Genomic DNA, 20,315 nt, shown 5'->3' with positions numbered 1-20,315 from the left:
CGGTTAGTGGGTCACTTCTGCGTGGAAATCAACACCCGTGCTGTCCACCAGCAGATCCAGCGCCGTGAGGCTGCCCTGGCAAGGCAGTTGCACCTGCTGTGTTTTCAGGCGGCGGCTGATGGTGCTGAAGTCTTGCACGTGCCAATCGAGCTTGGCCAGGCCAAGCAGGCTCTGAACGAGACCCAGACTCTGGCGCAGGGCCAGACCAAACAGGCACTTGATGCTCAGGCATAACTGGATGGCCGAATCCGTGAACGTCTGCTGGAGACCCCGCTTGCCACTGGCAGGTGCATACCACTGCATGTCTTTGTCCAGCCAGATCGTGATCAATCCTCGGGCCTTGAGCGCTGCGTTGTACTCAGTCCAGTTGGCGGTCTTGTAGCGGGTCTTTGGCTGCCGGGATCCACTCATGCGTTGAGGCTACCAGCGCAATGGGGCCGGTTTGTGCAACAAAGCCGGCCGGAGCGATTGCTGCATCTTTCATTCCCTCTTCGAGCATATCCAGAAAGCAGCGACCCGCGAGCGTGAGGTGGCGGCGCGACGGATAAAGGGCGTAGATGTGCATTGCGGGGGGAACCCAGTCGGGCGCTACCTGAAGCAGATGTCCGCTCGCGACAAAGCTGGCCGCCATGATCCTCGGAAGCTGCACAACTCCTAGCCCTTGAAGCGCGGCGTCTCGGTTCAACAGCAGGTTGTCGCTCACGAAGCGCACATCCAGTTCAACGTCCGCACTTTCGTTCTGGGGGCCAATCAATGTCCAACTAGCCAGTGACGCAGTGATGCTCCAGCCGACAGCAGCGCAGCGGGATAGTGCCAACGGCGTCTCTGGAGTGTTGAGAGCAGCAACGAGCGCTGGATTTGCATACAAGGCATAGGGGACCGTTGCAAGCCTTCTGGCGACGAGGCTGGAGTCCGTTAGAGGCTGCGTGGTTGGCTGAATCACAAGGTCCAACGTGTCATCCAAAGGGCGCAAACGACCGTCAGTGGTTTGAAGTGACAGGGTGACGCGAGGATAGCGAGCGCTGAATTGCAGAGCTATTCGGCCCACAAGCGATGCCGCGATGGCTGCCGGGCAAGCCACCCGCAGTTGCCCCCACGGACTCTCCAGGCTCTCACGTGCGACGGCGATAGCAGTTTGCGTTTCAGCTCGCACCGCCTGGCCATGTTGAAAAATGCGTCGCCCTACATCGGTCAATTCAAACCGCCTTGCATTGCGGTGCAGTAGTGCAACCCCAAGGAATGACTCAAGAGCCGCCACGCGACGACTCAAGCGCGACTTCGGTATGCCTGTGCGCCTGCTGGCAGCGGTGAAGCCTCCTGCGTCGGCTACCTCTACAAAACTCAGAAGGTCTTCCACAGCCAGCAACACGTTGTCCATTAGGTCCATCCGTCATCTCGTTGTGCAGATAACGCGTGAGCCTGACGTTCAAGCTCTACCGCTGTGCAATTCCCAGCTTGCCATAGGTTGCAGCAGCCCAACCCTGCTTCGATGGGCCTGTTTTTGCAACGGGGCGTTCTACCACTGAGTCTCGCCACCACAAAGTTGGTTATCTAGCATAAGTTTGTCAGCAACTGACATCTAGACCAACTATTCCAGGAGACATGATGACAACGCGAAGGATTTTTCTACAGCTTTCCTCCGGGGCACTTGCCGGTTCGTTGATCGGGTGTGGCGGCGGAGGCGATGACAACCCCGTGGTGGACACCACTTCGGGCAAGTTCAGCGGAACCGTGCTGGGTGGCACAGCGGTATACAAGGGTATCCCCTACGCACAGCCGCCTGTTGGAGCACTGCGGTTTCAATCGCCCAAGCCCTATGTGCCCACCACGGCCCAGGTGACCCCCGCCACAGCGTTTGGTCCTGCCAGCTTGCAGACGCTCCCTGCGAACGTGACCTGGATCTACACGCAACCTGAAGCGCAGAGCGAAGACTGTCTCACTCTCAACATCTGGGCACCTCGCGACGTCAGCAAGGCCCCCGTGATGGTGTGGCTCCATGGCGGTGCGTGGCGCACCGGCGCGACCAGCATGCCCCTGATGGACGGGCAGAGGCTCGCTGAGCAGGGCCTGCTTGTCGTCACGGTCAACTACCGCTTGGGTGCAATGTCCAGCCTGGCCCACCCAGATTTCACAGATCCTGAAACTGGACTTGCTGCGAACTGGGGCCTGCAGGATCAGGCAGCCGCGTTGCGGTGGGTGCACGAGAACATTGCCCGGTTCGGCGGAGACCCAGGCAACGTGTGCCTCGCGGGGCAATCAGCGGGAGCTGTCAACACGGCATTGATCGCGCAGCACCCTGTCTGGAGCCAGTGGCTGCACAAAGCTGTTTTGTTCAGTTCTGCCGGCATTGCAGCGCCTGCGGGGTTCACCCTTCAAGATGCGGCCAGCTACACCGAGCTGCTGGCCACGAGCCTCAAAACCACACCCAAGGGGCTGTTGGACATACCTGCGGCCACATTGCACGCTGCCGAGTTGGCATTAAACGCTCAGCCGCTGCCTGCTACTTTCCGCTCCGGCTTTGGCGTCAAGGCGTCGCCTGTGATGGACGGGAAGACGGTGTTCGCCGATTGGACTCGGGTGGCATGGCCCCAGCGTGTACCGGTGCTGATCACGAACACGCTTACCGAGGGATCGTTTTTTGTGGACCTGGTCGATCCTGTGACACAGGCTTCTCTCACCACCGCGCTGCCTTCCACCATGGAGGCGCTTACGGCACTCGTTGCCCCGCTCTCTGGTTCTGCCAGTCGTGCCGCCCAGGTGATCAGCGCCTATCAGGATGCGGCCCTGGCTGACAATCGGTCCTCAACACCGGGTAACCTGTGGGTTGAAATCAACGGCGACCGGAACCTGCGCAACTTCTGCGTTCGTTATGCAGACAGTCTCGTGAAGCAAGGCGCAAACGTGCGATATGGAACCTTCATGCATGACTTGCCAGCCCCGGGGCGGGGCGTTCCCCATTGTGCAGAGCTGCCGTTCTTGTTCGGCACATATGGGCTTGACTACTACCGTCAAAAAGTCGGGTCGGGCGCTGCAGAACAGCAGCTCAGTCGGCATCTGATGAGCGCAGTGACCACTTTCGCCCAAAACGGGACGGCGACTTTTGCGGATGGCACAGTCTGGCAAAGCTACAGCAGTGGTAACACAAACTCTGCACTGATTGGCTCCGGAGCGTCTTCATCCATCGCGTTTGGCACGGTGCCGAAGATCGCCCAGATGCGCGTGTGGGATGCCCTTCTGGGGTACCAATAATTAAAAAGGGCGCGAAGTCACTCGGCGGGCAGGGCCGCGTGGACTAGGGCTCCCCGAAATGCCAGCCGTCGGATGGCAACGATTAACTCTTCAGGCTGGAACAGCTCGAGCGCGAGTGCGCTAATCGGGCACCTGGAATGCCGCAAAGCCTGGAAGGAGTGGAATGCGTCCATGCCCGGGATGCAAGCGCGACGCTGGGCTGGCTCTGCCCGATCAATGACACACCTCACCAGCGACGGCGGTGTTTCGTAGCGGCGGGTCTGCCTGCTATCGTGTGGACGACTGCGTGTCCGCCGCCCCCTTCCGTATCCAGGCCTTGAAGCAATGCGATCGTTGATTTCCTTTTCGCTTCGCGCACCTATCGCTGTCTTTGTGGCGGGTCTCGCTGCCGCCGTGCACATTGGCAAAATTCCACCCGCCATTGCCGTGTTGGGGGATGCGTTGGGGGTCTCCCTGGTCGAGGCAGGTTTCCTGTTGTCGGCGGTCCAACTAGCGGGCATGCTTCTGGGCGTTCTGGTGGGGGCGCTGGCCGATGGCTTCGGCCTGCGGCGCAGCATGCTGTGTGGACTTTTCGTATTGTGCTTCGCCAGTTTGGCGGGCGTGTGGGCTCGCCAGCCCTCCGACCTGCTCGTATTGCGGGCGCTGGAGGGTTTGGGTTTCCTATGTGTTGTGCTCCCAGCGCCCAGCTTGATGCGGCAGTTGGTACCCGCGGCCAGGCTGCCTGCCTTCATGGGGCTGTGGGGTGCCTATATGCCCGCCGGTGTTTCCCTGGCGCTTTTGACGGGGCCCGTGGTCATGGCCTGGTGGAGCTGGGAGGCTTGGTGGGGGCTGCTGGGGGTAGTTGCGGGCTGCGCTGGGCTCTGGTTGGCCTGGGCCGTTGGGCCGGATGCCCGGCGAGCAGCCGTGGCCAGTCCGCACACCGCCCCCCCATCTCCTGCGGTGTTGGTCCTGGTGAGGCGGCTGTGGATGACACTGGCCAGTCCCGGGCCCTGGGTGGTGGCGGTGGCGTTTGGCATGTACTCCTGCCAGTGGCTGGCCGTCATCGGGTTTCTGCCCTCCATCTACGTGCAGGCGGGCGTCAGCGGCGTGGCTGCCGGTGCGCTGACCGCACTGGCCTGCGCGGCCAACGTGGTGGGGAACCTGGGGGCAGGCGGCCTGATGAGGGCGGGTTGGCGCACGCACCATCTGCTAGTCATCGGCTTCGGCGGCACTGCATTGGCCACGGTGGTGGCATTCAGTCCCTTGACTGGAGCTGGCCCGATCCTTCGTTTCGCTGCCGTGGTGGCGTTTTCGGCGGTGGGTGGGATGATTCCTGCCACCTTGTTTGCCCTGGCGGTACGGGTGGCGCCCAGCGAGTACACGGTATCCACCACGATGGGATGGGTACAGCAGTGCTCAGCCTGTGGCCAGTTCCTGGGCCCACCGCTTGTAGCCTGGGTGGCGGGTCTGGCGGGCGGCTGGCATTTCACCTGGGCAGTCACTGGTGCGGCTTCGTTCGTGGGCCTGGCACTTTCATTGTGGGTGCGCCTCAAGCGACCGCTCTGAAAGGCGGGCATGGCTATGCGCCAGTCACCTGCAGCCCTCTGTACAACCAACGTCGTTCAGGCTGTTGCGCTGGCAGATATGTAAAGCGCCACAATCTAGGCTTCGCCAATGTGAGGCGCAACCTCATCTTGCAGCACTACGGTGCACCGAATCCTCATATCGACGTGACGCGCGACATCAGGGTGGCCGAGTGGTAAGCATTTGACAAGTTAGCCATCGAGCCGACCGGCCTGTCAACCAGCGGCTTGCTGCCTGCACCGTTTGGTGGCTCGGCTATCTATTTGTTCTTTGTTCCGGAAGGGTTGGCACCCGTGGTCGACACCGAATACTTAGTGACGCCAGATCAGGCGTTGAGGCCCCATCGCCAAGCCTGCGTAATCCTGGAAGGCGCCGGCAGTCTGTACCGAAACGCGGTAAGCCGATTCGTCGAGCTGAAGATCAAGTTTGCCGATGGATTTCGCCCGATAGGGCTGCAGACCGCGAGACATCTCTTCCCCGGACCCGATGAGGACGATATGTTGAAGCGAATCTTGGCGCTCTATAAGGCGCCCGACGATCTGCCAAAGCACTTTCCCGTGTACTGGTTTCCGGAGTGACACGTTGGGCCTCGCCGGAGTTCCGCCGTGGCTTAAGGTGAGATCGCTATGAGCCGAGTTTCTGCCAAGCTACGCGTTCACCGTCGACTGACTGGTTTTGGTAAGAGCCGCCCGTCGCCGGTAAGAGCTGACCGACTGCAACCAGCCTTAAGCAGGCCTGTTTGACCGCAGGTATCGCGGCGCGCGCTTTGGATGGCTGGTCAACATGGCAAACAGAGAAACTTGTCCTCTCATTGACGCTTGTACGCGATAGGTACTTCTCAGCCTCAAAAGTATTGAACAAACCATTCGTGCCAAGAGACGTCTGGACTATCCATGCACGATCTTGTGCCGGATCGCATACATCACAAGTTCGGCGTTGCTTTCCACGCCGAGCTTGCGAAGAATGCGCGTTCGGCTGGAACTTACCGTTTTGACGCTGATGAACATCTTTTTCCCGATGTCAGTCAAGGAGATGCCTTGGGCAATCATTAGCATGATCTGGTGCTCGCGGGCGGACAGCTTGTGGTGCGGTGGCTGGTCGTCGTCTGCACTGGCCGTCTGCAGCAGTAGCCGCTGAGCCGCGATGCTGCTGAGGTAACGCCTGCCAGCGGCCACCTCGCGGATGGCGTGGATCAACTCCTCGGCCTCGGCATCCTTGGTGAGATATCCACTGGCGCCCGCGCGCAGCGCTACCACTGCGTACTGCTCGGCCGGGTACATGGATAGCAGTAGCACCGGCATCTTCGGAAACTCTGCGCGAAGCGACGGCATGGCTTCCAATCCGCTGCGCCCTGTCATGCTCACATCCAGCAAAACGACTTCAAAAGGAGCTCCCCGCAGTTTGGTCAGCATTTCGCCCACATCGCGCGCTTCATCCTCCACGCGCATGTCCGCCTCGTCCGAAAGCAGCTTGCGCAGCCCCGAACGGAAGATGGTGTGGTCATCAACAACGAGAACTCTGATCATGGTGTGACAGGTATTGAAAGGTGAAGGCTCATGCCCGCCCCGGGCGCACACTCAAGGTCCAAGGTGCCACCCAGCTCACGCGCCCGTTCTTTCATGCCAAGCAGGCCTCGTGCATCGCTGCGGTGGGGGCCTGGAGCCAGGCCCACGCCATCATCCCGGATCTCCAGCGACAGCTGATTGGGCTCCTCCTGCCGCAAGGACACCCACACCTTGCCGGCATGAGCGTGTTTGGCAATGTTGATCAGAGCCTCCTGGAAGATACGGAACACACTGGTCGCGCGGTCGATCTCCAGCCCCTCTAGCGTGCCCGAGGTTTCCCACTGACATTGCAGCGCGTGCCGCGCCGCAAACTGGCGCAGCTCGCGCTGCATGGCCGAAGCCAGCCCCAGGTGGTCAAGCCCGCTGGGCCGCAACTCCTCGGACATCTCCCGCACCGACTGGATGGCTTGGCGCGTCATGTGCATGAGGTCCGCCGCGATCTCCGTGAGCGCAGGATCGCTGACCCGGCGCTGCACGCGCTGGGCGTTCATTTTGATGGAGGCCAGCAGCCCGCCCAACACATCGTGCAGCTCACGTGCGAACAGTGCCCGCTGGCGCTCGCGCTCCTGGTTGATGTGCGCAGCCAGCTGCTGCAGATCGTTGCGCGCTTGGCGCAGCTCTTCTTCGCGCAGCGTCTGCTCGGTGACGTCAATGCCCACGCCCATCACTGCAGGTCTGCCCCGGTAGGCCATGCGCGAACCGTGCACCTCCAGCAGCACGATGCGCCCCTGCTTGTGAATAGCAGGGGTGATGTAGCGCACGCTGTCGATCTCGCCTGCGATCCGCTGGTGGTACATCTTCAGTGTGTAGTCGATGGACGATGGCGGGACGAGGTCACGCAGCGACATGCCGACGATCTCGGAACGGCTGCGTCCGAAGAACTGGGCCCAGGTCTCGTTCGAGTACACGAAGATTTCATCCTGGATGACATAGATGCCCGTGATCGACTGCTCGACGATGGCCTTGAAGGAAAGGTCCAGGTAGTCATCCACAGTCGGAGTGGGAGGCTGGGGCTGCATGGGTAGGTCGTGGCGGAATCAATACGGGGCAACGGTAGGGGGCGGATCCCCTCGCGTCAAGCGGTGAGCACAGACGTGACATAAGACCCGCAGGTCACGACCAGGTCGCCATGGCGCTCGAAGTAGGCAGACTTGGTCATGGCCTCCTGCGTGAGCGGGTGCAGCCAGCGGTAGCTCACGTGGCCACTGCCCTGGCGCAACGCGTTGGCAACAATCTCGGCCACGAAATGTTTGCCATCCAGATCCTTGAAGTTGCGTCCATCCACCCCGACCAGCCGGGTGTTGGTTCCATGGGCAACACAATGAACGTCAGTGGAATACAACACCAGGTAAAGGTCCCGGTCGATCAGCTCGGTGTTGTGGGGGGGGTTGACCTGGGCAATCAACGCTGCGCCGCCCCGGCTGCGCAGTACGCCAACGGCCCGCTGCACGAGGGCCTTCGCATCATCAGCGCTGGCATGGGCCTGGGTTCCCAAGTCGAATGACGCCACCGACTGGACCAGTTGCAACGCCTGCTGGTGCAGCGCCGCCACCGGCTCGGCGGCATTGCGACTGAGCGACGCGTTCTGGCGGGTGAGCACATCCAGATCCGCGATGGACGCGCCGATGGCATGCATGCCTGCCGTTTGCTGCCGCACCGCCGTGGCCATGGCCTCGATGATGCTCGCCACCTGCTGCACGCCGTCCAGCAGTCCCGCCATGGTCCGGCCTGTCTGTCCGGCCATCTCAGCACCGGCATCAACACTGCGGGCCGACCCTTCGATGAGGGTGCGCACCTCGCGAGAGGCAGCGGCGGAGCGCGTTGCGAGGTTGCGCACTTCGTTGGCCACTACGGCAAACCCCCGCCCCGCATCCCCCGCCCGTGCAGCCTCTACCGCAGCGTTGAGCGCAAGGATGTTGGTCTGAAACGCGATGTTGTCGATCAGGCTGATGATCTCGCCAATCTTGCGCGAGCTGCCTGTGATGCTGCCCATGGTTTCCACCAACCGCTAGATCACCTGTGCGCCTTGCTTCGCTTGCTCCAGCACGCCGTTGGCGATGTGATGCCCCCGTTGGGCATCGTCGGCATTGGCCTGTAGGGCTGGCGCCAACTGCTCCATAGAGCCGTTGACATCGTCTATCGACGACGCCAACGTGCTCATCATGGCAGCAAAGCGCGCGTGGTCGCTGCCCACGTGGCCCGAGGATGTCGCGATGGCCAATGTGCCTGCATGCACATCGCGCACCACGGCAGCCAGGCGTTGCTGAAGCGCGGCCAGGTCCTGAAGCAGCGGTTCGGTACGGTCCGCACCGCGCGGATCTTGCGGCGGTGCCTCCAGCGCGCCCGCCACCAACTGTTGCACCTGCCTGTGCGCCTGCACCAGGCGGCGCGCGTGCCGGGCTGACTGAACGGCCAGCCCAGCGTAGCAACAGCCAGCAAGCACAAGGCAGACCATGGCCCCCAGCTGCATCTGGCTTGGCGGCGCCATCGCCAACGCAGCAACTCCCCCCACCACGGAGAAAGCCGCAAGCGCATGCGCCACCACACCAGCGCGATCGTTCCAGACTGTGAGCAACCCCATGGAATGTTCCGATCCTTTTCTGGGAACCATGTCTTGGCAGCGTTCTGGCACTCAGAACACGTGCTGCAGGCCTACTTCGTAGCCATTCTTGCGCGTGGGTGCCTTGCTGTCGTGCGCGAAGGTCGTGTATACGCTGGTGCGCTTGGACAGGAAGTGGTGGTAGCCCAGCGCCAACTTCTGCGAGGCAACCACATCGGCGCGCTTGTAGTTCCCGAAGCTGGTTCGGAACTGGCCCGTGCCCACAGGAACCACTGACGACAGGGCCCACGTGCGCACGCTGGCATCGGTGTGGTCCGTACCACCCGCCACCATGGCATTGAGCGTGAACGCACCAAAGTCATAACCACCAAACAGCGTGGCGAGCTTGGAACGCCCGTCTGCGGGCTTCTCGTAGCCGAAGCGCAGTTGCCAGGGGCCCGGTGCATAACCCAGTGCAAACGAGTACGGCGTCTTGTGTGGTGTGCCCGACCAGCCGGGATTGGCGTCCTTGGCGGCCACCTGCGCCGTGAACGAGAAGGCACCGGTGTCGTAAGCATAGGTGGCTGCATCGTTGTACCAAAGGTTGCCGGTATAGCCTGTACCTGCTGCAAAGCCGTTGGTGGTGTTGTCCCAGAACCAAGGGTCCACCAGGAGCTGCGGCAGCAGCGCCGCCGTCATCTGCCGCCCCAGCGTGAGCGAACCCCAGCCTCCGCGCAGAGCCACAGACGACTCCTGCGTCCAGTAGGTGCCAGCAGGGGAGTTGAGCACCGCGCCAGGTGCGTTGGTCGTACCACTGTCAGCGTTGATCCGGGTCGCAAGCTTGAAGCTGGCCAGCATGCCGCCACCCAAGTCTTCTGTGCCAGCAAACGTGAGGTGGCTCATGGAGCCAGTACCCATGCGCGTCTGTCCGGCCCCAATGTCTTTTCCCACGTTCAGGTCGATGCGCCCCGACAGGGTGATGTTGGACTGCGCGAGAGCCGATGTGCTGGCAAGCAATAAGGCTGCGGCGGGCAGTGTGATGCGGGCAATCATGGCGTGAGGTCTCCTTCCCTTAAAGGGATCTGTTGTGGTTCAGTAAAAATGAGGGACAGCCTGCTGCGCCCCACGGGTCGTGGGGCCTCCGGGACCGCTGGCGCAGGAACTCCAGCGCGGGGATACGGCCTCAGGCCAGGGCCGTCTGGTGTTCGGGTGCTGATGCCTGTGCAAACTTCTGGCGCAGGACTTTCTTGTCGAACTTGCCCACACTGGTCTTGTCGATGGCCTCGACAAAATGGATGCGGTCGGGCACTGCATAGCGGGGGATCAGGCCCCGCTCGGCCTGCTCCAGCACCAGGGTGCGCAAGGCCTGCTCGGTGGCAGACGCATTGCCCGGGCGCCGCACCACCACGGCGATGGGCCGCTCGCCCCAGCGCTCGCAGGGCGCGGCCACCACGGCGGCCTCGGCCACGCCCGGGTGGGTGGCCAGGAGCTGCTCCAGGTCGAGCGAAGACACCCACTCGCCCCCGGTCTTGATCACGTCCTTGATGCGGTCCACCAGCCGCAGGCAGCCGGTGGCATCGATGCGACCTATGTCCTGGGTGTGCAGGTAGCCGCCCTGCCACAGGGCCTCGGAGGCCTCGGCATTGCCCCGGTAGCCCTGCGTGAGCCAGGGCGCACGCACCACCACTTCACCCACGGCCTTGCCGTCGCGGGGCAGCGCGTGCAGGGATTCGTCCACCACCCGCAGGTCCACCAGCGGCACGCTCCAGCCGGCGGTCAGGCGGAAGTCGTCGGGCACGTCCAGGCCCGGCTGCGCAGGGCGCTGCGCCAGCGTGAGCAGTGGGCAGGTCTCCGACATGCCGTAGCCCGTGAAGATGTCTATGCCCTGCGCCAGCGCTTCCTGGCACAGGTGGGGTGGCATCACCGAGCCGCCCGAGACAATCTTCCAGCCCTCGAACCGGCGCCCCTTGGCGGCGGCCAGCACCATCTGCAGCACGGTGGGCACGCCGTGCGAAAACGTCACGCCCTCGCGCGCCACCAGGTCCACGATGTGCTCGGGCCGGAAGCGGCCCGGATAGACCTGCTTGACCCCCATTAGCGTGGCCACAAACGGCAGGCCCCAGGCGTGCACGTGGAACATCGGCGTGAGCGGTAGGTACACGTCGCCCCGGTGAAAACGCTGATGCTGCGGGCTGGCCGCCAGGCCCGATGCCGCTGCCAGCGTGTGCAGAACGATCTGGCGGTGGCTGAAGTAAACGGCCTTGGGCAGGCCCGTGGTGCCGGTGGTGTAGAAGGTGGTGGCCAGCGTGTTTTCGTCGAAGTCACGGAACTCAAAGGCCGTGGGCTGCACGGCCATCAGCGCCTCGTATTCGCCCACCGTCGGCAGCGGCGTTTGTGCGGGTTGCGCATCCTGAAGCAGCACGATGCGCTGGAGTTGCGGCAGGCGCGCGTGGATGACTTCAAGCACCGGCAGGAAGTCGGCATGCACCAGCAGAGTAGTAGCACCACTGTGATCCAAGGCATAGGCGATCTGCTCGTTCGACAGCCGGATGTTCACCATCATCAGCGCGGCGCCCATCATCGGCACAGCGAAGTAGCTCTCCAGATAGCGGTGGCTGTCCCAGTCCATCACAGCCACCACATCACCCGCCCCAACACCCAGCGACTGCAGCATATGGGCCTGCTGCGCAATGCGGCCCGCAAAACCCCGGTAGGTCATTCGAAACAGATCGCGGTACACGATCTCCTGATCCGGCGCGTTGGCCAGAGGGGTGTGCAGCAGCTGCTTGATGAGCAGCGGGTAGCTGTAAGCGGACGGTGTGCGCTCGATCACGCGGTCTTCGGGGGTCTGCACGCTGGTCTCCTGGCATTCTTGTTTGAGTGCACCGAGCGTAGGCAAAGGGCTGCGGCCTGGATGCCAGAAATTTCTGTACGGCAGGGCAGATAAGTCCATGCCGCGGGGGCCGCCCATGGCGGAAAAGTCTGGCGCGCCGGGCAGACAAATCCCGCAGACGGCCGCCGCCCCTGCACCCAGCATCCCGCACCACAACTCAAGGAGACATTGGTGCAGCATTTTTTCTGGCGCAGGCTGGTCGTTATCGGAGGGCTGTGCGGGGCCCTGTCAGCGGGCGCTGCGCCCGTGGCGGAGCTGGTGGTGGGGCAATCGCTGCCCCTGTCGGGTGAGCAGGCGGCGCTGGGGCGACAACTGCGACTGGGCGCAGACCTGTGGTTCGCCCATGTCAACGCCACGGGTGGCATCCAGGGCACGGCCATCCGCCATGTGGTGCTGGACGACGCCTTCGACCCAGCCAGCGTGGTGCGCAACACGCGCCAGTTGGTGCAGCAGGAGCAGGTGTCCGTGCTGATGGGCTACCCGCAGGCGCAGGGCGTGCGCGCCTTGCTGACGCAAAAGCTGCTGGCGGTGTCGGGTGTGCCACTGCTGGGGCCCGCCACGGGGGCCGGGTGGCTGCGTGAGCCAGTGCACCCCCAGGTGTTCCCTGTGCGCGCTGGCCACGCGGGCGAGGCCGAACACCTGGCCGGGCACCTGGCCACGCTGGGGGCACGCCGCATCGCCATGGTGCACGCGGCAGACGAAGACGGCCTCGGTGCCGTTGACGCCTTGCGCGCGGCGCTCACCCGCAAGGGACTCACCCTGGCAGGAGCCGCCACACTCGGCCCGGAAGGACCCGACGCTGCTGTGACTGCCCTGCGGGCGTTGCGGCCCGAGGCCATCGTGCTCATGGCTCCCACACGCCACGTCGCCGCATTCGCCAAAGCGTACCGAGGCACGGGCGAGACGGCACAACTGCTGAGCTTTGCGCGGGCCGACCACCAGGAAGTGCTGACTCAGGTCGGACCCACCGTAGCACGGGGAATGGGCTTCACGCAGGTTGTGCCTTATCCCTACGGAGGTGCCCGGCCGCTGGTGCGCGAATACCGGGCGCTGCTGGCCACCTATGGGCCCATGGACGCCGCCCCCAGCTACGCGGGCTTCGAGGCGTTCATCGCCGCCAAGGTGCTAGTGGAGGCCCTGCGGCGCGCAGGGGGCACGGCCTGGTCGCCAGGCCGCGTGGCCACCGCACTGGAGCAACTGGGCACTCTGGACCTGGGCGGTTTCGTGGTGCGCTATGGCCGGGGCGAGCGTCAGGGCGGGCGCTATGTGGATTTCACCGTGCTGGGCAGCGAAGGGCAGCTGCTGCGCTGACACCATGGATGCATCGGATGCGCTACAGCAAAAAAACAATAGCAATAAATCGAATGCAGACGAGCGCAAAGGCCGATTTATTTTCGCATTCCACATGCCAGAGCGACCATTGCGCGAAAAACAGAAGGCAGAAAATTCCCTCAACGCCCGGGGAATTTTCTGGCTGACGGTGCGCAATGGCGCGATCTACGATGCGCCGACCAGACAACGAAAAAAACCGAAGGAGACATATGAGCACAACGAACACCAACGAAACGCGCTTCAGTGTTGCAGCAGCCGATGGCCATGCCATTGAAGCGTATGCCTGGGCCACGCCAGCCGCTTTCACCGTGCCCCGCGCCGTGGTGCAACTGGTGCACGGCATGTCCGAGCACATCCGCCGCTACCGCCATGTGGCCCAGGCGCTGGCCGCGCAAGGCTACTTTGTGTACGGCAGCGAGCACCGGGGGCATGGCCAGTCGGCATTTGATGCGGGCACAGCAGGCGACTTTGGCCCGCGCGGTTTTGCGGCCCTTATAGACGACATGGCTGCAGTGACCCGCGCGCTGCGTGAGCGCCATCCCGGACTGCCTGTCGTCATGGTGGCGCACAGCATGGGTTCGATGGCGGCACAGGTCTATCTGATCGAGCACTCGGCGCTGGTCGATGCGGTCGCGTTGTCGGGCACCGCCGCGCTGGAAATGCTGGATGTGCGCACCTCCGGCTGGACGCCCGAGACGGCCAACGCCAGCGTGGGCACACCGGTCACGCCCGCCGACTGGCTCAGCCGTGACCCCAATGTGCCAGCGGCTTTCATTGCCGACCCGCTGTGTGGCACGCCGCTGACGCTGGAGTCGCTGTTCTCTATCTTCGACGTGGGCAACCGCACGGCAGACACGGCTTTGTACGCCGCTGTGCGCAAGGACCTGCCGCTGTACCTCTTCACCGGCGACCGCGATCCGGTGAACGCCTGCCTAGCTTGGTTCGACCCGCTGGTGAACCGCCTGCGCGGCGCGGGCTTCCGCGATGTGTCCACCCACGTGTACGGCGGCGCGCGCCATGAGGTACTCAACGAGACCAACCGCGAAGAGGTGATTGCCAACCTCATCGCCTGGATACGCCGCGCGGTCGGTTAAGGCCGCGCTCAACCACGCGCCCTGACCGGCGCCTGCCCCCTCTTTTCATCCCGACCTGACGAGTGGCCCCTGGGGCCGCGCGCAGGCCCCTGCACGCCTTTCTTACGCCTTTTCACGCCGTTCTTTCATACCCACAACAGGAGACACATCATGCTTACACCCACCCCATTCCACTGGAAGAAAACACTGGCCGCCCTGGCACTGGCCGGCCTGGCCGCCGCGCAGGCCGCACATGCGGCCGATGTCGAGCTGCTGCCGCCCGGCCTGCTCACGGCCACGACGGCCGAGCAGACCAAGCCCGGCCAGTACAAGAAGGCCGGGCCCTGGCGCATTGGCGTCTCGTGGGCCGGCATGGGCAACAGCTGGATCGTGCAGCTCATCGCCGAGATGCGCCACGCCGCCGCGCAGGACAAGAACATCGGCGAATTCATCTTCACCGAGGCCAACTGGCAGCCCGCCAAGCAGGTAGCCGACGTGGAAGACCTGCTGACCAAGAAGGTGGACCTGCTCATCATCGGCCCCATCTCGCAGGCCATCGGTGCGCCGCTGATCGAGAAGGCCGCCAAGGCGGGCATCCCGGTGGTCACGCTGGGCTCGTATGGCCGCGCTGTGCCGTCCACCACTGAGATCTGGGCGGGCGGCCGCATTTTTGGCCAGCAGGGCGGCGAGTTTTTGCGCAAGGAGTTGGGCGGCAAGGGCAACCTCTGGGTGTTCCGAGGCATTGCGGGCGTAGATGAAGAGCAGCAGCGCTACGACGGGCTGAAGAAAGCCATTGAGGGCAGCAATCTCAAGATCACCAACGAAGTGTTTGGCGACTGGAACTACGCCAAAGCCAAGCAGATCTGCGAGAACCTGGTGCTCTCGGGCCAGCCGGTGGATGGCATCTGGTTCTCGGGCGCAGAGATGACTCGCGCGTGCATCGACGTGTTCAAGGAGGCCGGCAAGCCGCTGGTGCCCATGACGGGCGAGGCCAACAACGGCTTTCTGCGCGTGTGGAAGCAAGCGGGTGTGAAGACTGTGGCACCGATCGTGACGCCGGGCCTGGGCACTGCCGTGGTACGCGCATCGAGCGCGCTGCTAGAGGGCAAGCCGCTGTACCGCTCGTACTTTTCGATGCCGCCCCCGATTGCGCGGGACCAGCTCGACAAATTCTTCCGCCCTGAGCTGAACGACTCCTACTGGATGCCCACGGTGCTGCCCGAAGCCAAGATCGTGGAAACCTACCGCAGCAAGTAACAGGAAGCTCGCACCATGACGATCAAGGAGCGCCAGCCCCTGGTGGAGCTGCGCAGCGTGAGCAAGTCGTTCGGCCAGAACGCCGCGCTCAAGGCGGTCAGCCTGAAGGGCTGGCCCAGCTCGATCCACGCCGTGACCGGCGAGAACGGCGCGGGAAAATCCACGCTGATGAAACTGCTGGCCGGGGTGCACCAGCCCGACAGCGGCGAGATCTTGCTCCAGGGCCGCCGCGCGGCGTTGGGTACGCCCGCCAAGGCGCGCCGCGCGGGGGTGTCCACCGTGTTCCAGGAGCTGACCATCCTGCCCAACCTCACGGTAGCCGAGAACCTGTGCCTGGGGCGCGAACTGACGCGCGGCGGCTTGCTGAACCTGCGCGCGCTTCGGCATGAGGCCTTACAGGTACTCCAGCGCACCGGCATCGCGCTGGGCCCCGACCGGCTGTGTGGCACGCTCAGCGTGGGTGAACAACAATTGCTGGAGATCGCCAAGGGCCTGCATTCCGAGGCCGACATTTTCATCTTCGATGAACCCACCGCGCCGCTGAACCGCGCAGAGGTAGACCAACTCGAAACCCTGCTGCGCGCCTTGAAGGACCAGGGCAAACTGGTCTTCTACATCAGCCACCGGCTGGAGGAGATCTTCCGCTTCTGCGACACCGTGACGGTGCTCAAGGACGGCGCACATGTGGCCACACAGCCCATCGAAGGCCTCACACCCGATGCCCTGGTGGCGCTGATGGTGGGGCGGGAAATGGAAGCGCTGTTTCCCGAGCGCCCGGCACATGTACCCGATGTGCCTGCACTGCAGGTGGAACACCTCACAGCCACACCTCACAGCCCCCCTGTGACATTCATGCTGCGCCGGGGCGAGATCGTGGGCATTGCTGGGCTTGAAGGCCAAGGCCAGCGCGAAATCATCCGCAGCCTGGCCGGGGCACAGGAGCGCAGCAGCGGCACCGTGTGTGTATGGGCAGACGGTGGCCACTCTGTCGCTGTTGCGCCTGGCAGCGTGGCTGCCGCTGTGCGCTGCGGTGTGGCCCTGCTGCCCGAAGACCGCAAAGGCGAGGGGCTGTACCTGGACCTGTCCATCGAAGACAACATCTGGCTCGGCCCCCTGCGCCAGACCCCGCTGTGGCGCCGTGCGCCGCGCGACCCGAGTCTCGTGCGCCATCTGGCCGAGCACATGGGACTGCGCACGCACCCAGCGCAGCCCGTGGGCTCGCTTTCGGGCGGCAACCAGCAGAAGGCCATGCTGGGCCGCTGGCTGGCTGCCGATGTGCAGATTCTGCTGGTCGAGCAACCCACTCGCGGTGTCGATGTGGGCGCCAAAGCTGAAATCTATGAGCTGCTGCGCCGCTTCACGGCCGAGGGCGGCACCATCCTGGCCGTCTCTGGCGACCTGCCCGAGCTGATCGGCCTGTGCGACCGCATCCTGGTTGTGCGTGGTGGCGCCATCGTGGCCGACGTGCCCGGGCACAGCGCCACCGAAGAACTACTGCTGGGCCACGCACTGCGCAGCGAATCTCCCCACGAGGCCACCGCATGACCACCTTGAATCCGGCCCGTACGGGCCTGACGCGCTACACACTCGGCCTACCTGTCGTCCTGGTGTTGCTGCTTGCCACCACGCAGGTGGATTTCCGCTCTACCCAGAACCTTATGAACTTCAGTGGCCAGATCGGCGCATTGCTCATAGTGGCCGTGGGGCAGCTGTTTGTAACGCTGGTGGCGGGCATCGACCTGTCGGTGGGTTCGGTGATGAGCCTGGCATCCGCCTTCGCCGCCACCCAAAGCGATCCATTGGCCGCCGTCGCCATGGCAACCGCCCTGGGAGTTGCAGTGGGAACGGTCAACGGCATGGGCGTGGCCTTCGCGGGCGTGCACCCGCTGGTGATGACACTGAGCACTGCAACTTTTCTGCAAGGACTGGCTTACGTGGTGCTGCCGATTCCTGGCGGCACCATCGCGCCCGCCATGACGGCGGCAGCGACGGGCGAGGCGGCAGGCATCCCGGCACCACTGCTGTGGTGTGCGGCTGCAGCGCTGGCAGCCAGCATCGTGCTGCGCCGAACCCGTTTTGGTGCGCACCTGTTCGCAGTGGGTGGCCACCCGCGCAGCGCCTACCTCAATGGCGTGCGCGTGAAATCCGTGGTCGTGGGAGCCTATGTGTGGTGCTCGGTTGCTGCAGCGTGGGCGGGACTTTTCCTGGCCGCGCGCGTGGCTGCCGGAGACCCGGCTCTGGGGGCGTCTTATGCGCTGGAATCCGTTGCAGCCGTGGCCCTGGGCGGCGTGCAACTGACAGGCGGCGTCGGCAGCGTGGCAGGTGTGGTGGCCGGGGTACTGAGCCTCGGGCTGATGACCAATGGCCTCAACCTGTTCGGCGTATCGCCCTTCATGCGCGGGGTGTTGACCGGTGTCTTGTTGCTTGCGGCCGTGAGCCTGCAGCGCCGGCGCATCGTTGGAATGTGAGTTCGCCCATGTCTTCATCCATGTCCCTATCCTCTTCCCCCGGGCTGGCGTACCGCCTGCAACAGGCAATGACATTCATCCTGGCGCTGCCACCCGCTTATCTGGGCACCGTGGTGCTGCTGGTCAGCGCAGCGGCCCTGAGACCCAACCTTCTTTCTCCGTTCTTGCTACTGCTCATCCTGCGCCAGGCGGCGCCGCTGGGCTTCGCCGCCATCGGGCAGTCTCTGGTGATGCGCTGCCGCTCGCTCGACTTGTCCACAGGTGGTGTGATTGCGGTCGTGTCTTATCTGTTGACCAGCGGCGTGATGCCCTTGCCCTGGCCCATCACATTGCCGCTGTGCATTCTGTTTGGTGCACTGGTCGGGGCATTCAACGGCTTTTTGATCGTGCGGGTGCGTGCTTCAGCGGTCATCGTGACGCTGGCCGTGTCGATGATTCTGTCGGGCACCGTGATTGCGCTGAGCCAGTTCCATGCCGTTGGCGATGCGCCCGAAATCCTGCGTTCCATGGGCCGCGCGCGCGTGGCTGGGGTGCCGCTGGTGCCATTGCTCTGGATTGCGACCCTGGTGCCGTTGGCCCTGTGGCTGCGCCGCAGTGCTTTTGGTCGCGTGCTTGACGCCGTGGGCGCCAACCCGCGTGCTGCGGGCCTGTCGGGACTTCCGCATCTGCGCGTGGTGTTTGTGGCGCATGTCACCTCGGGCGCCATGTCGGCCCTCAGCGGCCTGATGCTGCTGGGCTTCGTGGGAGTAGGCAACGTCAAGCTGGGCGCGGATCTGGCGCTCAACGCACTTGCGGCGTCCATTCTGGGCGGCATCAACTTCGGCAACGGGCGTGGCGGCATGCTGGGTCCGGCGGTTGCGGCGTTCATGCTGGTTTTTCTCTTCAACTTCCTCACTAGCCTGGGCCTGGGTGAGCCCGGCAAGCTGATGCTGCAGGGCACGCTGATCGGGGCGGCTGCACTGGCCTATTGCTTGCGCCACAAAGACTCGGCGCACTGATTTCACACAACCCAAAGAAGCTCAATATGGCAGATGTTTTCAAAGATGGCTTGCTGCACGGGCAGCACGCACTGATCACGGGTGGCGGCAGCGGCATCAACCGCCGCATAGCAGAACGTTTTGCAGCCCAAGGGGCAGCGGTGTCCATCGTGGGACGCAGCCTGGAACGGGCTGAAGGCGCGGCCACCGCCATCCGAGCAGTGGGTGGGCAAGCGCAGGGCTTGTCGGCGGACGTGCGCGATTTCGACGCGCTGGCCAGCGCCTTCAGCCAGGCACACGCAGTCTTTGGCCCGGTGGACATCTGCATCGCGGGCGCGGCGGGCAACTTCGTGGCCGAGGCCGCCAACATGTCCTCCAATGGCTTTCGGACAGTGGTGGACATCGACCTTGTCGGCACCTGGAATACCTTCCGCGCCAGTTTGGCGCTGCTACGCGAAGGACGATCCAATCTGCTGGCCATCTCCGCAGTCCAATCGGTGATGCCTATGGCCACACAAGCGCATGTGTGTGCGGCCAAGGCAGGCATCGATATGCTGGTGCGCACGCTGTCCATCGAATGGGCGCAGCGTGGTGTGCGCTGTAACGCCATAGCACCCGGCCCGGTGGCGGATACAGAAGGCATGAGGCGCCTCGCACCTGAAGGCGACGCGGGCTGGGCGCGCGTGCTGGCGGGCATTCCCATGGCGCGAGCCGCAGACCTAGATGAAATTGCAGACTTGGCGCTGTTCCTGTGCAGTGGCGCTGCCCGCTACATCCATGGCACAGTGGTCACCATCGATGGTGGGCAGACCAACCTGGGCTCACTGCCGTTCGGCAACGCGCTGCTTGAGTCATTGAGGCCTCACCCCTCCTGAACGTGGGATCAGTGAAGCATTCTCGTTCTTCCGAAAGCTCTGAAAAATGTCGGATCAGCTTCACCCCTGTCCGCAAGGAAACCGCAGAGGTTCTGCACCAGGTGGGCTTGCGGGTCGTACGAGTGCAGGACTGGTTTTAATTGCGACCTTGAGAGCGTCTGGTTTAGGCGCAGATCTGTCGTCCGACTGTCCCCGCTGAACGTCGACAACCAGCCTGAAGCTGCCATGTCGGGGGGCGGCTCTGCACCGGTTGCTGCCATTCACTGACGCGCTTCCACAGCACGGTGACCAACCCAAAGCGGTCGTTGGCCGCGCCTGTACTTTGTTCAATCGGACGGCGGATATCTGGTGGGTAGCTGCCGTTTTCGCCCGGCAGAATCAGGGCAACGCCACAAAGGTCCGGTTTCGACGATCGCGAATAGGTGCTGCCGACCCAAAGCGGGTGTAGCGACTAATCAAATGGCCGTCTGACAGCGGTCATTCAAGCGCGTGTTGATTTCCACGCAGAAGTGACCCACTAACCC

Annotated in this window: 18 protein-coding genes and 1 pseudogene; 11 read left to right on the top strand and 8 right to left on the bottom strand. The window is 63.7% G+C overall.

Annotated features, from left to right (window positions below; translation table 11 throughout):
- Positions 1–15: 15 nt before the first annotated feature.
- Positions 16–411: pseudogene (locus ACODS0_RS27345) on the bottom strand (transposase); the annotation flags it as partial.
- Positions 359–1,387: a LysR substrate-binding domain-containing protein gene (locus tag ACODS0_RS27340; RefSeq protein ID WP_488838389.1), complete on the bottom strand. Its 1,029-nt coding sequence runs from the start codon at positions 1,385–1,387 to the stop codon at positions 359–361. The pseudogene ACODS0_RS27345 and the gene ACODS0_RS27340, both read right to left, overlap by 53 nt.
- A gap of 215 nt (positions 1,388–1,602) precedes the next feature.
- Between ACODS0_RS27340 and ACODS0_RS27335 the strand changes: the two genes are divergently transcribed.
- The 3 genes from ACODS0_RS27335 to ACODS0_RS27325 all read left to right on the top strand — a co-directional run bounded on the left by ACODS0_RS27335 (position 1,603) and on the right by ACODS0_RS27325 (position 5,390).
- On the top strand, positions 1,603–3,249 hold the full coding sequence (locus ACODS0_RS27335; protein ID WP_488838387.1) for a carboxylesterase/lipase family protein: 1,647 nt from the start codon (positions 1,603–1,605) through the stop codon (positions 3,247–3,249).
- Positions 3,250–3,573: 324 nt separating this feature from the next.
- On the top strand, positions 3,574–4,794 hold the full coding sequence (locus ACODS0_RS27330; protein ID WP_488838386.1) for an MFS transporter: 1,221 nt from the start codon (positions 3,574–3,576) through the stop codon (positions 4,792–4,794).
- 311 nt (positions 4,795–5,105) lie between these two features.
- Positions 5,106–5,390: a hypothetical protein gene (locus ACODS0_RS27325; protein WP_488838384.1), complete on the top strand. Its 285-nt coding sequence runs from the start codon at positions 5,106–5,108 to the stop codon at positions 5,388–5,390.
- Positions 5,391–5,699: 309 nt separating this feature from the next.
- On the opposite strand, the gene ACODS0_RS27320 is transcribed toward ACODS0_RS27325, so the two are convergent.
- The 6 genes from ACODS0_RS27320 to ACODS0_RS27295 all read right to left on the bottom strand — a co-directional run bounded on the left by ACODS0_RS27320 (position 5,700) and on the right by ACODS0_RS27295 (position 11,770).
- Positions 5,700–6,338 (bottom strand): response regulator, encoded by a 639-nt coding sequence (locus ACODS0_RS27320; protein WP_192422237.1) that lies wholly within the window; start codon positions 6,336–6,338, stop codon positions 5,700–5,702.
- On the bottom strand, positions 6,335–7,396 hold the full coding sequence (locus tag ACODS0_RS27315; protein ID WP_192422238.1) for a PAS domain-containing sensor histidine kinase: 1,062 nt from the start codon (positions 7,394–7,396) through the stop codon (positions 6,335–6,337). The genes ACODS0_RS27320 and ACODS0_RS27315 overlap by 4 nt, the downstream gene beginning before the upstream one ends.
- A gap of 56 nt (positions 7,397–7,452) precedes the next feature.
- The gene (locus tag ACODS0_RS27310; RefSeq protein WP_488838381.1) at positions 7,453–8,370 is read right to left on the bottom strand and encodes a methyl-accepting chemotaxis protein; all 918 of its coding nucleotides are present in this window, start codon (positions 8,368–8,370) and stop codon (positions 7,453–7,455) included.
- Positions 8,371–8,385: 15 nt separating this feature from the next.
- Positions 8,386–8,958 (bottom strand): hypothetical protein, encoded by a 573-nt coding sequence (locus ACODS0_RS27305; protein WP_488838379.1) that lies wholly within the window; start codon positions 8,956–8,958, stop codon positions 8,386–8,388.
- Positions 8,959–9,009: 51 nt separating this feature from the next.
- Entirely contained in the window at positions 9,010–9,969 is a 960-nt protein-coding gene (locus ACODS0_RS27300; RefSeq protein ID WP_488838377.1) for a porin, read from the bottom strand.
- A gap of 130 nt (positions 9,970–10,099) precedes the next feature.
- Positions 10,100–11,770: a long-chain-fatty-acid--CoA ligase gene (locus ACODS0_RS27295; RefSeq protein WP_488838375.1), complete on the bottom strand. Its 1,671-nt coding sequence runs from the start codon at positions 11,768–11,770 to the stop codon at positions 10,100–10,102.
- Between the two features lie 210 nt (positions 11,771–11,980).
- On the opposite strand from ACODS0_RS27295, the gene ACODS0_RS27290 reads away from it, so the two are divergent.
- From ACODS0_RS27290 to ACODS0_RS27255, 8 genes are all read left to right on the top strand, one after another.
- The gene (locus tag ACODS0_RS27290; RefSeq protein WP_192422241.1) at positions 11,981–13,120 is read left to right on the top strand and encodes an ABC transporter substrate-binding protein; all 1,140 of its coding nucleotides are present in this window, start codon (positions 11,981–11,983) and stop codon (positions 13,118–13,120) included.
- 4 nt (positions 13,121–13,124) lie between these two features.
- Complete coding sequence (locus ACODS0_RS27285; RefSeq protein ID WP_192422242.1) at positions 13,125–13,415, top strand: hypothetical protein; 291 nt, start codon at positions 13,125–13,127, stop codon at positions 13,413–13,415.
- Positions 13,351–14,235: an alpha/beta fold hydrolase gene (locus tag ACODS0_RS27280; protein ID WP_192422243.1), complete on the top strand. Its 885-nt coding sequence runs from the start codon at positions 13,351–13,353 to the stop codon at positions 14,233–14,235. The genes ACODS0_RS27285 and ACODS0_RS27280 overlap by 65 nt, the downstream gene beginning before the upstream one ends.
- A gap of 150 nt (positions 14,236–14,385) precedes the next feature.
- Positions 14,386–15,471, top strand: coding sequence for an ABC transporter substrate-binding protein (locus ACODS0_RS27275; RefSeq protein ID WP_488838373.1), 1,086 nt, complete (start codon positions 14,386–14,388; stop codon positions 15,469–15,471).
- A gap of 15 nt (positions 15,472–15,486) precedes the next feature.
- Positions 15,487–17,016 carry a sugar ABC transporter ATP-binding protein gene (locus ACODS0_RS27270; protein WP_192422245.1) on the top strand — a complete coding sequence of 510 codons (1,530 nt, stop codon included), beginning with the start codon at positions 15,487–15,489 and terminating at the stop codon, positions 17,014–17,016.
- Entirely contained in the window at positions 17,013–17,939 is a 927-nt protein-coding gene (locus ACODS0_RS27265) for an ABC transporter permease (RefSeq protein ID WP_192422246.1), read from the top strand. Before ACODS0_RS27270 ends, ACODS0_RS27265 begins: the two co-directional genes overlap by 4 nt.
- 20 nt (positions 17,940–17,959) lie before the next feature.
- Positions 17,960–18,937 (top strand): ABC transporter permease, encoded by a 978-nt coding sequence (locus ACODS0_RS27260; protein ID WP_488838372.1) that lies wholly within the window; start codon positions 17,960–17,962, stop codon positions 18,935–18,937.
- A gap of 26 nt (positions 18,938–18,963) precedes the next feature.
- Complete coding sequence (locus tag ACODS0_RS27255; RefSeq protein ID WP_488838370.1) at positions 18,964–19,791, top strand: SDR family oxidoreductase; 828 nt, start codon at positions 18,964–18,966, stop codon at positions 19,789–19,791.
- Positions 19,792–20,315 lie beyond the last annotated feature (524 nt).

The organism is Acidovorax sp. FG60, from assembly GCF_057808995.1.
The sequence above is the reverse complement of the archived record's forward strand: the minus strand, read 5'-3'. Positions and strand labels throughout refer to the sequence as shown.